This window comes from Ewingella allii (assembly GCF_044430645.1).
GTDB lineage: Bacteria > Pseudomonadota > Gammaproteobacteria > Enterobacterales > Enterobacteriaceae > Ewingella > Ewingella allii.
This window is the reverse complement of the sequence record NZ_JAWUDN010000002.1, coordinates 390,488-403,645: the sequence shown is the minus strand read 5'-3', so window position 1 is coordinate 403,645 and position 13,158 is coordinate 390,488. Positions and strand designations below refer to the sequence as shown.

11 protein-coding genes, 1 other RNA gene and 1 pseudogene are annotated in these 13,158 nt (G+C 48.1%); 6 read left to right on the top strand and 7 right to left on the bottom strand.

Features of this window, described 5'->3' with window-relative positions; translation table 11 throughout:
- Window positions 1-4: 4 nt before the first annotated feature.
- Entirely contained in the window at window positions 5-874 is an 870-nt protein-coding gene (locus SBO83_RS08610) for a LysR substrate-binding domain-containing protein (protein WP_396131194.1), read from the bottom strand.
- Between the two features lie 205 nt (window positions 875-1,079).
- Here SBO83_RS08610 and SBO83_RS08605 point away from each other — a divergent pair, with 205 nt between their 5' ends.
- From SBO83_RS08605 to ada, 3 genes are all read left to right on the top strand, one after another.
- A complete protein-coding gene (locus SBO83_RS08605) occupies window positions 1,080-2,267 on the top strand; it encodes an amidohydrolase (RefSeq protein ID WP_396131193.1) in 1,188 nt (395 codons plus the stop codon).
- A gap of 21 nt (window positions 2,268-2,288) precedes the next feature.
- Window positions 2,289-3,080 carry a transporter substrate-binding domain-containing protein gene (locus SBO83_RS08600; RefSeq protein WP_396131192.1) on the top strand — a complete coding sequence of 264 codons (792 nt, stop codon included), beginning with the start codon at window positions 2,289-2,291 and terminating at the stop codon, window positions 3,078-3,080.
- Window positions 3,081-3,250: 170 nt separating this feature from the next.
- Window positions 3,251-4,333: a bifunctional DNA-binding transcriptional regulator/O6-methylguanine-DNA methyltransferase Ada gene (ada, locus tag SBO83_RS08595; protein WP_396131191.1), complete on the top strand. Its 1,083-nt coding sequence runs from the start codon at window positions 3,251-3,253 to the stop codon at window positions 4,331-4,333.
- Here the strand turns inward: ada and fos are convergent.
- A complete protein-coding gene (fos, locus tag SBO83_RS08590; protein WP_396131190.1) occupies window positions 4,320-4,730 on the bottom strand; it encodes a fosfomycin resistance glutathione transferase in 411 nt (136 codons plus the stop codon). The genes ada and fos overlap by 14 nt on opposite strands.
- A 95-nt stretch (window positions 4,731-4,825) precedes the next feature.
- Here fos and SBO83_RS08585 point away from each other — a divergent pair, with 95 nt between their 5' ends.
- Window positions 4,826-5,362, top strand: a complete 537-nt coding sequence (locus SBO83_RS08585; protein ID WP_396131189.1) for a GNAT family N-acetyltransferase — start codon at window positions 4,826-4,828, stop codon at window positions 5,360-5,362.
- 5 nt (window positions 5,363-5,367) lie between these two features.
- Here SBO83_RS08585 and SBO83_RS08580 read toward each other — a convergent pair whose 3' ends face one another.
- Window positions 5,368-6,072, bottom strand: a complete 705-nt coding sequence (locus SBO83_RS08580) for a GNAT family N-acetyltransferase (protein ID WP_353503193.1) — start codon at window positions 6,070-6,072, stop codon at window positions 5,368-5,370.
- Between the two features lie 168 nt (window positions 6,073-6,240).
- The gene (locus SBO83_RS08575; protein WP_100937533.1) at window positions 6,241-7,032 is read right to left on the bottom strand and encodes an ABC transporter substrate-binding protein; all 792 of its coding nucleotides are present in this window, start codon (window positions 7,030-7,032) and stop codon (window positions 6,241-6,243) included.
- A 433-nt stretch (window positions 7,033-7,465) separates the two neighbouring features.
- On the opposite strand from SBO83_RS08575, the gene drt3a reads away from it, so the two are divergent.
- A complete protein-coding gene (gene drt3a, locus SBO83_RS08570) occupies window positions 7,466-8,722 on the top strand; it encodes an antiviral reverse transcriptase Drt3a (protein WP_396131188.1) in 1,257 nt (418 codons plus the stop codon).
- Window positions 8,715-10,682 carry an antiviral reverse transcriptase Drt3b gene (gene drt3b / locus SBO83_RS08565; protein ID WP_396131186.1) on the top strand — a complete coding sequence of 656 codons (1,968 nt, stop codon included), beginning with the start codon at window positions 8,715-8,717 and terminating at the stop codon, window positions 10,680-10,682. The genes drt3a and drt3b overlap by 8 nt, the downstream gene beginning before the upstream one ends.
- 201 nt (window positions 10,683-10,883) lie before the next feature.
- Here drt3b and SBO83_RS08560 read toward each other — a convergent pair.
- The 3 genes and pseudogenes from SBO83_RS08560 to smpB form a co-directional block, all read right to left on the bottom strand.
- Window positions 10,884-12,071, bottom strand: a pseudogene (locus tag SBO83_RS08560) (integrase domain-containing protein).
- A gap of 165 nt (window positions 12,072-12,236) precedes the next feature.
- Window positions 12,237-12,600: a transfer-messenger RNA gene (gene ssrA, locus SBO83_RS08555) on the bottom strand.
- 49 nt (window positions 12,601-12,649) lie between these two features.
- A complete protein-coding gene (smpB, locus tag SBO83_RS08550; protein ID WP_185689359.1) occupies window positions 12,650-13,132 on the bottom strand; it encodes an SsrA-binding protein SmpB in 483 nt (160 codons plus the stop codon).
- Between the last annotated feature and the right edge of the window lie 26 nt (window positions 13,133-13,158).

Below are 13,158 nucleotides of genomic sequence, written 5' to 3'. Positions count from 1 at the left end.
CGATTCAATTTCTCGCCTCGTCGTGCAGCGCCATTTGCATCAAGTGGATAAACGGCTGCATCACCGGCGAGGTGTCCAAATTATGGCGGTGAAGCAGCCAGGTTCGGTTCTTCACCGTTTTGCCATCGACCGTGATCGGGCGGCGATAAAGGTGCTCGGCCAAAGGTAAGTAGCTGGCGACAATGGCATAACCCAGTCCGTGCTCGACCATCGCCAGACAAACCTCCAGCTTATCGACCTCCATCGCAATATTCGGCGCATGGGAGAAATTGGCGTTCCACCAACGCTCAATCAGTTGGGTGACGTGCGCGCCGTGGTGGATTTTTATCTGCGGCATTTGCGGCAGTAAAGAGAAATCGAAATCCTGACGGTTCACTAAAAAATAGTCATCCTCCTCCACCAAATGTTTGCCCTCTTTCCAGCTAAAGTCGTCCTTCACCAGCGCCATGTCGATTTCATTACGCAACAGCTTTTGGAAAATCTGTTCGCTAAAGCCACTCATCACGTGAACGCGAATGCCGGGATGGGTTTGCTGAAACTGTTTGAGCAGGGCGGGCAGGCGATAAGCCGCGTAGTTGCTGGAGACGCCGAGGGTGATCTCCCCCTGCTGGCCGCGCTCCATGCTGTGCAGGGTGATTTTCAACTGCTGCAAATCCGCCAGCACCTTCAGGGCGTGCTGGGCGAGATACTCCCCCTGCGCGGTAAACACCAGCCCCTTTTGCCCCTCGGCGAACAGCCGAATCGCCAACTTGCGCTCAATTTGCCGCAGGCGATAACTCAGCGCGGGCTGCGAGGTGTAAAGCTGCTCGGCGGCGCGGGTGATATTTTTATGTTGATAGACCGCCCTAAGAATCAGCCAATCTTTTTCATTCATTGCCGCCCCGATCCCCGTTTGTTGATGAAATGCTTCAGCCATAAAATAATTTTTGGCTAATAAGCGCAACAGATAAAAAGGCTCAATTGGACGCTTTCGGCAAAAAGCCCTATTTCTGAGGGTGTTCGTCCTGCTCTGAGAAGCGTCTCCACGGCGGCGGGCGAAAATATTTTTTGGTTTTTTGCACCACGGCAGGGAAAACAACATGGCTTTTTGCACCATAACAGAACATAAAAATCGCGTGATTGGCGCGGTTGACCAGCTTTCGGATGAGGTAACGCTGCTGGCGCTAAACCTGCATGCCAATCCTGAATTGAGCTTTGAAGAGGTGAAGTCCGCCGCCGCGCTGATTGCGCCGCTGCGCGCCGCTGGTTTTAGCATTGAAGAGGGCATTGGCGACCTGCCGACGGCGTTTCGTGCCACTTTCGACAGCGGCAGGCCCGGCCCGACCCTTGCACTTTTAGCCGAATATGACGCGCTGGAAGGTCTGGGCCACGCCTGCGGCCACAACCTGATCGGCGCGGCGTCAATCACCGCCGCGCTGGCTTTAAAAGCCTGCGGCGAAGCCCTGACCGGCAAGCTGGAAGTGATTGGTACACCCGCGGAAGAAGAGGGCGGCGGCAAAATCATTCTGGCAAACCTTGGCTATTTCGACCACGTGGACGCCGCGATGATGTTCCACCCGCGAGATAAAACCATGGTGACGCGCGGCGGTTTGGCCTGTGTCGATGCCACCTTTAAATTTTACGGCAAGGCGGCCCACGCGGCGTCGGCGCCGCAAAACGGTATCAGCGCGCTGGACGCGGTGATCCACACTTTCGTCGGCATTAACGCCCTGCGCCAGCTGTTCACCGATGATGTCCGCGTCCACGGCATCATCACTAACGGCGGCAGCGCCACCAATATCGTTCCGGCCTATGCCGAGGCGAAATTCCTGATGCGCGCCAACACCGTCAAAGGGCTGGCTATCGTCAAACAGAAAGCGTTTGCCGCCGCGCAAGGGGCGGCCGACATGAGCGGCGCGCGGCTGGAAATCGAAGAAGGGCTGACCTACGCCGAGCGCAATAACAATCAGACGCTGGCCGGTTTCTTCCAACAGAACCTGGAGATACTGGGTGTGGAAGTGGTGCCACCGCCACTCAGCGGCGGCATTGGTTCCTCTGATATCGGCAACGTTAGCCAGATCACGGCGGCCATCCACCCTTACTTGCGCATTGGCGATGTGCTGCCGCATACCCCGGAATTTGCCGAAGCCGCGGGCTCTCCGGCCGGGCTGCAAACCATGTTACAGGCCGCCAAGGCGCTGGCGATGACCGCGATCGACTTGTATCAGGACCCGGCGATGCTCAGCGCGGTGCGCGAAGAGTTTTCACAGTGGCATTCACAGCGATAACCTTGGGAAAGAGAGAACATAATGATGAGAAAAACACTGGTTTTGGCGGCTTTAGGCCTGATGATGAGCAGCATGGCGCACGCCGAAGGTGAGACGCTGCGCGTCGGCGCGGATCTGGCTTTCCCGCCTTTTCAGTTCCGTGATGCCAGCGGCAACCCGAGCGGCTTTGAAATTGACGTCACCAACGCCATTTGCAAGGCGGTTAACGTCAAATGCGAATACGTGGTGAGCAGCTTCGATGCCGAGATCCCCTCGCTGATGGCGAAAAAGGTCGATTTCATTTCGCCACAGGGCGCGACGGAAAAGCGCCGTAAAGTGATTGATTTCAGCGACTTCGTGTTCCACATCCCGACCAAACTGGTGGCGCCGAAAGGCAGCCCGCTGCTGCCAACGCCGGAGTCTCTCAAAGGCAAGCGCGTGGCGGTGCAGCAAGGGTCGATTCAGGAGATGTACGCCAATACTTTCTGGCTGCCGAAAGGGGTGGACGTGGTGGCTTACGCCGATCAGGACACCATCTATCAGGACCTGATTGCTGGCCGTCTTGATGCCTCACTCAGCCCCGGCGTGGCGGTGACCTTTGGCTTCCTCAACAAGCCGGAAGGCAAAGACTTCGCCCTGACCGGCCCGGAAGTGCGTGACGACAAGCTGTTCAGCATCGGCTCCGCCTACGGCCTGCGCAAAGGCGATGACAAGGTAAAAGCCTTGCTCAACCAAGGGCTGACGAAAATCATCGCCGACGGCACGTGGGAGAAAATCAAAACTCACTACTTTGGCAATTTAGAAATGGCGGTAAAACGCCCGGCAGGCCAGTAAGCTTCACCCCAACAGCCCTGATATCAGGGCTGTTGGATGACAGACATAATGACGAGCAGCCTCGACCCGTGCAGAATGAAAAAGCAAGAGTCGGAGGGGAGGAGAAAGCGCGTGGCGCTAGACTGGCCTTACTGAATGCGCTTCACTCCGCCTAACAAGAGAGGTCTGTTATGTCAGCCAATCCGAAACATGATGTGCAAAACGATCCGCGCTGGCAGGCGGTGGTGAACTGCGATGCTGCCGCCGACGGCCAATTTGTCTATGCGGTGAAAACCACCGGCATCTACTGCGCGCCGTCTTGCGCCTCACGCCAGCCAAACCCTGAAAATGTGCAATTCTTTGGCGACGCCGCCAGCGCCGAGCAGGCCGGGTATCGCCCTTGCAAACGCTGCCGCCAGGGTATGATCTCGCTGGCGCAGTTCCACGCCGAGCGTATTGCCCAAGCCTGTCGCCTGATAGAGCAGGCCAGCGAGCCTTATCCGTTGAAGCAGCTGGCGAGCGACGTCGGCATCAGCGCTTACCACTTCCATCGCCTGTTTAAAGCCCATACTGGCGTGACTCCCAAAGAGTATGCGCAGGCCCTGCGGGGCAAACGCCTGCAACAGAACCTGTCGCAAGAGGGGCGGGTAACGGATGCGATTTACCAGTCTGGCTATGCTTCCGATGGCCGGTTTTATGAGAATGCCACGGCGACCTTGGGCATGACGCCAAAAGCCTTCAAAGACGGCGGGCGAAATGTCGAAGTGTGGTTCGCCGTCGGCCAGTGCTCTCTGGGCCATATTCTGGTGGCTGAAAGCGCGCGGGGGATCTGCGCTATTTTGCTGGGGGATGACCCGGACGCGCTGGTGCAGTCGCTTCAGCAGCGTTTCCCGCACGCCGTGCTACAGGGGGCAGATGCTGAGTTTGAACAGCGGATCGCGACCATCGTCGGCTTTGTCGATGCGCCGGAAACCGGGCTGAACCTGCCGCTGGATATCCGTGGGACGGCTTTCCAGCAGCGCGTCTGGCAGGCGCTGCGCGACATTCCGCTCGGCAGCACGGCGAGCTATTCGCAAATCGCCGAGAAGATTGGCGCGCCGAAGGCCGTTCGCGCGGTGGCGGGAGCCTGCGCCGCTAACTGGCTGGCGGTGGCTATCCCTTGTCACCGGGTGGTGAAAAACGACGGCCAGCTCTCAGGTTACCGCTGGGGCGTTGAGCGCAAAAAAGCCTTGCTCGATCAAGAGCATAAAAGCCACGCGGCTAGTCGAAAATAGTCATTCCGGCATAAGGCTGGTTTCTACAGGCGGCCAGCCGATGGTGCAGGCTGCCGTCGTGGGCTTCCAGCTTATGGCCGTCCGGGTCAAGAAAATAGCAGGAGTCGCCCTGACTGCGGTTCTGCTTCCACTCAATCACGCCAGCCTCCCGCAACTTCTGCCTGAACGCCGCCATATGCTCACTGCTAATGCTGAACGCGTAGTGAGTGTATTCCTCGTGCGGCGTCGGCGGTTTGACCTGCTCCTTGCTCAGGCAGAGCCACAGGCCGGGTAGCGACAGATACGCGCCGTTGTCCCAGATGGCGTCCAGCTTAAAGCCCAGCAGATCGCGGTAAAAGGGCACGCTTCTCTGAAGATCGCGGCAAGAGAGGGTCAAATGATTGAAACCGGTGAGCATTGTTGTCTCCTTGAGTGAGGGACTCAGTCTATACTGGCGCGATGACTTTTCGATGACGAAAGCCAAACCCAATAATAACTAAAGGATATCTTCCTGTGACGACTCTGGCTATCAGGGATGCACGAGCATCCGACGCGGCCGCACTGGCTCGCCTGCACGTGGCCGTATGGCGCGAAACTTATCGTGAATTAGCACCGGCCGAGGCGTTTGACGCACTGGATGAAGCCCGCCGTCTGGCTTTCTGGCAGGACAAATTCGCCAACCCGGCCCCAAGGCAGTTTGCTTTGCTGGCTGAGATTGACGGGCGACTGGTGGGGTTCACACTGGCGTCTGAGTCGAGCAATCCGCAGTTTGGCGAGATGGCCGAGATTAAGCTGCTGTATGTCGATACCCAGTATGCACGGCAAGGGATTGGCCGCTGTTTGTTAACTGAAATCGCCCAGCGCCTGAAAAAACATGGCTTTACCGCCGCCGGATTGGGCGTGGTGGTGGGGAATCAACCCGCCATTAACTTCTACACGGCGCTCGGGGGCCAAGAGGCCGGACGCTATACCGATTCCGGCCCTCTGTGGCTTTCCGACAATCTGATTTATGCGTGGCAAGACATCAATCAGCTGCTGCCTTCACGCTAAACCGACTATTTTCTGAAGGCTTCTAAACGCTGTTTCTGCTGGCCGTCGGCATCGTAGTTGTCGGCGCTCAGCCACTGCTCTAATTCGGCCTTACGCGCTGGCCATTCGCTGTCCAAAATCGAGAACCACTGGGTGTCGCGGTTGCGGCCCTTGGTAACGACTGCCTGGCGGAAAGTGCCTTCGTATTCAAAACCAAATCGCTTGGCGGCGGCGCTGGACGGCGCGTTCAGGCTATGGCATTTCCACTCGCAGCGGCGATAATTCAGGCCGTCAAACACGTATTTCAGCAGCAGATAAATGGCTTCGGTGCTGTGGCTGCTGCGCTTCATCAGCGGCGACCAGTTCACCCAGCCAATTTCAATCACGCCGTTGACCGGGTCGATGCGCATCAGCGCGACGCTGCCAATGGTGCGCTGCGTGGCGTTATCCACCACGGCGTAAAACAGCGGATCCTTGCTGGCGGCGTTGGCGGCGATAAAAGTGTCGCACTCGGCCTGCGTCGCCGGGCGCTCAACGGCGAGATAGGTCCAGTCGCGGCCATCGTCGATGGCATGCCAGGCCTCAAATAGCTCTTTGCTGTGGCGCTCCACGCTCAGCGGCTCTAAATGGCAAAAACGGCCATCCAGTTGAATACGTTGCGGGAGTTCGCGAGGCTGCCAGCCCGGCAGTTCATCGCCGACGGGTTGTCCAAAGTGGTTCAGCTGGGTCATGTCTCATTCCATTTCGTCAGTAAGTAGTAAAACCTGCGCCTATAACAGCAGAAGCATGGCTCTCCTTCAAGCCGCCGGCGCGGTTAAAACTGTTATAACTGACTTATCTGCCACCTGCTGACAGCGCGTTTAATTTCGCTGCCAGCGGGGGAGATTAGGGGGCAGGGGTTAAGCAGAAGGTTTGTTGTTTTTAAACACGTCGAAGGTGAAGTATTTCTTCTCTAACTGCTTATAAACGCCGTTGGCATGGATCCCGGCCAGCGCCTTGTTGATGATATCCATATGCGCCTGATCGTCTTTGCGCAGCGCAATGGCCGCCCCTTCGCCGAGGTACTGCGGGTCTAATACCGTTTTACCCACAAAAGCAAAATCAGCTCCGGCCTTGGTTTTCAAAAAGCCGGTTTCCGCCGCCGCGGCGTTGGTGAAGGTGGCGTCAATGCGGCCGGATTCTAAATCCAAATTCACCGCGTCCTGATTCTGGTAAGAGACCACCTGCACGCCTTTCGACTGCCATACCGCCATGGCGTAGGTTTCCTGCGTGGTGCCCTGAGAGACGCCGATAACTTTGCCTTTTAAGGCTTCGGCGGTGGCATCCAACGTGCTGCCTTTCTTGGCGACTAACACGCTAGGAATGTTGTAGAGCACGTCGGTGAAATTCACCTGCGCCTTACGTTTTGGCGTGATCGCCATAGCTGAAAGCACGGCATCGAACTTCTTGGCATTCAGCGCCGGAATGATGCTGTCATAGGCCGTTTCCACCCATTCGCACTTCACGTTGGCCTGCTTACAAATGGCATTGCCTAAATCGATATCAAAACCCACCAAGGTGCCGTCAGCGGCTTTGGATTCAAAAGGCGGGAATGAAGGATCAACCCCAAACTTAAGTACGGTTTCCGCGTGGCTCATCGCACTAAATGAACCCAGTAACGCCAACACCACTGCACTGTATTTTTTCACGATATTTCCCCTGGATAAGACAACAAGTAGAAAGTAAAACCCACTGATTGAATTTAAAGCAAGTTGTGTGCCGTAACCCAGAAGTATTTATCGGTGAGGTGATTTTAGAGGGATTTGTTTGTGAAGATGCGGGGGGAAGATAGAAATTGATCCAATAACCTTCTAGATTTATTAGGCAAGCATTGATAAGAGGTGAGTAGAGTTGCCCTAGAGGACGGAGTTACACTTGGATTTTTATAAGTCTAATGCTCAGGAAAATTGTCATTTAAAGAAAATATAAATATAAACAGTGGGTTATGAGTGTGTAGGGCAGTTTGTAAGATGCAGTGTAGGGGGAAGTGTGTTGCTGGATTTTGCAGTACTCTATTTTTTTAGTTGCGAAATAAAATAACACTTATATGCTATTAGCATACTTAATTTTTGGTGGGGAGGATTTATGTTCGATCAATCATTTAATATAAAAACATTATCATATCACCTAAAAAAAAGTGATTTCTTTAAATATAAAGAGATTCGTAACGAGGACATAAAGGTAAATGTGTTAAGAGAAGCAGACGAGTTGGCTAAAACTTCTCTTTTAGCTTATAAGCTAAGAAGCAATATGCTAAAAGGGAAAGCGGTTTTTCAGCTTAATGGGTTGCCCCAGGAACTAGTATTTAGGAAGTTGGATAATAACTTAGAGTACTGTCTTAGAATAAAGTATTCCAATAGAAGTGATATTGTAGATAATATTAAAAATATATTGTCAGAAGGTAATCCTTATACAATTTATAGGCTAGATGTAAAATCATTTTATGAATCATTCGATATTAAATCTGTACAAGATAAGATAAATTCAGAGTTATACTTATCAAATGAAACGAAAAGAATTTTGTCTAATATATTAACTGAGCATTTAGCATCAGGTTATTCTGGTTTGCCAAGGGGGTTGGCTACAAGTGCGATTATTTCAGAGTACATGATGAAGAGTTTCGATCTATTCATTAAAAGAAAGCCAGGGGTTTTTTATCATGCACGATTTGTCGACGATATATTTATAGTTACTAATGGCGAAGATGATCATGATAAATTCATTAGTGAGGTTGAAGACAATCTTCCTAAAGGACTTCAGTTAAGTAAAAAAAAGAAAAGTATAAAAAAAATCATAAATAAGGTATCACCTTGTAAAAGTGAACCTTTGGATTATATAAATGAGGTTGAATTTTTAGGGTATAGATTTATTGTGCATGAACCTAAATTCGACAAGAAAATAAAAAATTATTTTAGAGATGTTCAAATAGATATATCTGGAGATAAGGTTAAAAAAATAAAAACTAGAATGATCTGTGCATTTAAAGATTTTAATGATACTAAGGATTTCAGTCTGCTCGTTAATAGATTGAGATTCCTTACTTCAAATTTTAGCGTGTTAGATGCTGCAAGAGAGCGGAAGAGGTTGTCTGGAATATTTCACAACTATCATATGACACATGCTGAACGCTCAAAGTCTTTAGTTGAATTAGATTTGTTTATTAAGAAGGCTGTCTTATCTAGCACAGGCAAAGTTTTTTCAGATTTATATCAATCATTGACGCAGGAACAAAAATATAGATTGTTGAAATTTAGTTTCAAGCGTGGCTTTCAAAAATGTCATTATGTATATTTTAAAGCTGATAAACTGAAAGAAATTCAGGAGTGCTGGAAATATGTCTAATAGTGCAGAGAATAAAATTGATAAAAAGGATTTTTTCAGGGTTCTTGTCACTGAAACAATTCCCTTTGAGACGCCAATAATATACTCCAATGATGGATTGTATAAGAACTGCAATAGACATGGGAAACACTCTATTTCTAATGATTTTTTTGATTTTCTCGTTCTTGGAAATGGTAAAAAGAAGATGTACACAATACCATACCAGTATAAAATCAGGAAGAATGACATTGATTATAGAAAACTCTCAGTACTACACCCTATTTCACAAATGGAAATAAAAGAGTTTTATAGAAAATTTAGTACGCTTATTTGCCATTTTTGCTCGCGTAGTAGTTTCTCAATTAGAGCACCGAAAAAGATAGCATCTACCTTTTATTATAAAAACTCCTGGGAAGATATCAAAAAATTCAAAAGAGGAAGCGTAAGTAATGTCGAGAACGAATTATTATTAAAACATTCTACCTCATATTTTTCGTATTCAGGTTATGATCGAATTTATAAATTCTACAACTCTGTAGAGTTTATGGGATTGGAGAGAGATTACCCTTCTTTTTGGACTCTCGATGTTTCGAAATGCTTTGATAGTATTTATACCCATTCTATAAGTTGGGCAACTAAAGATAAAAAACATGTAAAAATAAGAATGGGGACGATTGCGGATTTTGGGTATGAATTTGACTCATTAATGCAACGTTCCAATTATAATGAAACCAATGGTATAGTTATTGGTCCAGAAGTAAGTAGGGTTTTTGCTGAGATCATCTTCCAAAAGATAGATTCGGTATTAGAAGAAAAACTTTTGTCTGACAAAAAACCCTTAATTCATGGTCGAGATTATAAGATAAAAAGGTATGTTGATGATGTATTTATTTTTGGAGTCAATGAAACAGTTGCCAAGCAAGTTTATGAAATGTACTCAGACTGTTTAAGTACATTTAATCTACATGTTAACAAGTCTAAATCACTAAAATACCAACGCCCATTTTTTTCTGTGAAATCAAAGTTGATATTGCGGGTAGGTTATTTAATCAATGATTTTATTGATAAATTTATAGGGCCATCAGAGGAAGAAAATCTTCAAATGATCCCTAAGCGGATATTTAGAAAGTCTAATTTAATAAACAATTTTATAGATTCTATTAAATCTGCTTGTGTTGATCACCATGTGACCTATGATGAGGTTTCTTCTTATATTATATCTTCATTGTTTGAAAGAATAAAAAGAATTGTGGTTAATGATGATGAGGAATATCTGATTAAAAATGAAGAGAATATTAAGGATGCTTTTTTAGTTTTCATTGAAGTTATGTTTTTCTTTTACGCTGTATCTCCTTCCGTTACTTCATCATATAAACTATGTTCCTCACTAATTATCATCAACAGGTTTTCAGAGCTGAACTTTAATATTTACAGCACTACAATTAAACAGAAGATACATGAAAGAGCAATATCTTTATTTTCTGGTGAGCTTTTAAAAAATAGATCAAAAATTGATGGTTTTGTTTTTTTGGAAGCCATAAATGTGGCTTTAACAATAGGTGAGCTAGGTGAGGATTACTCACTTAGTAGCGATGTTTTGGAAGGGGTTTTTTCAGGCCATAATACTTATTATAATTTAATTTCATGTTTATTTATTGTTAAGGATTTTAGTAAGTACAATGATCTTAAAATTAAGACTATCAGCTTGATTTCGGAAAGGCTGTCCGATTTAAATGAGATACAAACTGATGCTGAGATATGCTCTTTATTCTTAGATTCTATTAGCTGTCCATATATCTCTAATAAATTTAAACATAAGTGGATACGAGATTTTTATAAGGTTGTTCAAAAAAAAGCGCCATTGAAAGCTGACATTGATTACTTTTTAGCTAGTATGCCGAGAGAACATTGGTTTGTAGATTGGCAAGCTGTAGACCTTCTAAATGCTCTAGAACGTAAGGAATTGAAAAAGACATACTAAAGTGTTAGCTTGAGTAAGGAGTAGCCAATATGCCCTCTACGTATACGATATACTAGTTATTAGCCAATCTAAGACTTTCAACAGTTGATTTGCGGCTTTTTCAAGAGCAGAAATGCACACACTAAGGGATGAGGCTGCTCCACCATTTTTTATGTTACTGATAATTTGATTTAATCATTAGAATACTTTCTTTACCAAAACTTATCGTATAGAGAACACCTCATTCCCCCACCATTGTATGAGTTTCTGGCGTTGTTTAAGATATGTTGAGCGGTTATAAGCTTTCCTCACTTCATTTTTATCACTGTGCGCCAAAGCCGCTTAAATCACGTCTGCATTAAAACCAGCCTCATTCATGGCCTTACTTGCGATAGAACGTAGGCTGTGAGCAACGAGTTTCCCACCATAGCCAATACGTTTCGAAGCAGCATTTACCGTTTGACTGTTCATCGGGTTTCTTGTGTCATTCCGGCTAGGGAATACGTACTGACGATTGCCATTAATTGGCCGCATGATTTCTAGCAGCTATAAAGCTTGTTCTGAAAAGGGAACGATATGATCGCGTTTTGCCTTCATCCGTTCTGCCGGAATACACCACTGCTTATTCTCTATATCGATCTCTGCCCATGCTGTTGCTGATGCTTCGGCAGGGCGTATAAGCGTCAGTAGCTGCCATTCAAGCAGGCAGCGGGTAAATTGCTCATAGAAATGGTGCGCATTAGTTCTGGCAGTTCTTCGGGCCGTATCGTTGGCATGTGCTGCTTTTTCGGACGCTCAAAAGCATTACCAATACCTGAAGCTGGGTTTGCCTCAATGAGCCCAACATTTACCGCATAAATCATTATCTCGTTTATGCTTTGCACGAGCCGCCTGACCATCTCTAATGCCCCACGTGCTTTAATTGGCACTAACACTTGAATCAGAGTTCGTGCTTTCAACTTCTGTGCGGGAACATTTTCGATGCTGGGTAATATGCCTTTTTCGATAGAACGCCAGATATCTTTCGCATGGTCCGCGCTCACGTGGCTTTCGTTCAGCTCGAACCATTTACGCGCTACGTTCACGAAAATGCTTTCCTGAGCAATCTGGAGCTTCTCAGTCTCTTCATCGGCCCTTACCTGCTGATCTATCCCACGGACTAGCATTGCTAACTTCTCCGCGCGAGTTTCTTTGGCATCGGCATCAACAAGGGATGGGCAGGGTAAGCGCCGAGGCTAATCATGGTGCGTTTTGAAGTGGTAGGCACCTGGTAGCGGAAACGCCAAATTTTCTTGCTGGTGGTTTTGATCAGGAGAAAGAGTCCGTCACCGTCGTGTAGAATTAGGTCTTTGTCGAGGGCTTTAGCTTTTGTACTTTGGTGTGGGTGAGGGGGCGTGTAGTCCGCGCCATGCAAGGATCTTCCCTTAATTGGTATACGTTTATTGGTATACCAATAGACGGCGGTTTCAGTCGGATCTTCTAGGACTTCTACAGGCACAAAAAAGCCGCGAACCCTTTCGGGTTGCGGCTTTCTTTGCGGTGACGGCTTTATCTGGTGATAACCGAAACCTTATTTGGTGGAGCTGGGGGGATTTGAACCCCCGTCCGAAATTACTACACCGTCGGCACTACATGCTTAGTCTAGTCTTTACATTCGCCGGTTAGCTGCGGACAGACACGCCACTAACAAACTATCCTGATTGGGTTTAACGCTTTCACCCCAGGCAAGGTGTCCACGCGATCTCTTTTAGGTTTGACCTCTCTTGATCCCCGTCCTAAGAGCGGAGGCTAGGGAGAGAGGGCTCTGAGCAGGGTATTAAGCTGCTAGTGCGTAGTTTTCGTCGTTTGCGACTATTTTTTTGCGGCTTTTTACGAGGCCAACCGCCCCTCGGCATGCTCCTTGGGCTTCGCAAATCCCGTCGAATCCAGAATCAGCCCCAAGTACTGTCGTGCAGTATATCAGAAAAACTGCATGCTAAGCCAGTAGCTTAGCGATTTGCGTGCTTCATGATACGTGCTTTGTCTAACTTCCATTCGCGATCTTTGATGTCATCGCGCTTGTCGTGCTCTTTCTTACCTTTTGCCAGGCCGATTTTGACTTTCGACCAGGCGTTTTTCCAGTACAGGGAGAGTGCAACAACGGTGTAACCGTCGCGACTGACCTTGCCGAAAAGCGTTTCTAACTCGCGCTTGTTGAGCAGGAGTTTACGAGTACGCGTAGGGTCACAAACGATGTGACTCGACGCCACATTGAGAGGTTGAATAGTTGCGCCAAACAAAAAGGCTTCACCGTCGCGGAATGTGACATAGCTGTCAGTGATGTTTGCTTTACCAGCACGCATCGATTTGACTTCCCATCCCTGCAAAGCAAGCCCCGCTTCGATTTCATCTTCGATGAAATATTCATGGCGAGCGCGTTTGTTCATCGCGATAGTCGCGGAACCGGGTTTATGTGCTTTTTTCTTTGTCATAGTGTCACTTATTATACTGTAAGCAT

Bases quoted from the DNA above. Each gene is read 5' to 3' on its own strand.
- SBO83_RS08610 (WP_396131194.1), bottom strand. From the start codon at position 874: ATGAATGAAAAAGATTGGCTGATTCTTAGGGCGGTCTATCAACATAAA.
- SBO83_RS08605 (WP_396131193.1), top strand. From the start codon at position 1,080: ATGGCTTTTTGCACCATAACAGAACATAAAAATCGCGTGATTGGCGCG.
- SBO83_RS08600 (WP_396131192.1), top strand. From the start codon at position 2,289: ATGATGAGAAAAACACTGGTTTTGGCGGCTTTAGGCCTGATGATGAGC.
- ada (WP_396131191.1), top strand. From the start codon at position 3,251: ATGTCAGCCAATCCGAAACATGATGTGCAAAACGATCCGCGCTGGCAG.
- fos (WP_396131190.1), bottom strand. From the start codon at position 4,730: ATGCTCACCGGTTTCAATCATTTGACCCTCTCTTGCCGCGATCTTCAG.
- SBO83_RS08580 (WP_353503193.1), bottom strand. From the start codon at position 6,072: ATGACCCAGCTGAACCACTTTGGACAACCCGTCGGCGATGAACTGCCG.
- drt3a (WP_396131188.1), top strand. From the start codon at position 7,466: ATGTTCGATCAATCATTTAATATAAAAACATTATCATATCACCTAAAA.
- drt3b (WP_396131186.1), top strand. From the start codon at position 8,715: ATGTCTAATAGTGCAGAGAATAAAATTGATAAAAAGGATTTTTTCAGG.
- smpB (WP_185689359.1), bottom strand. From the start codon at position 13,132: ATGACAAAGAAAAAAGCACATAAACCCGGTTCCGCGACTATCGCGATG.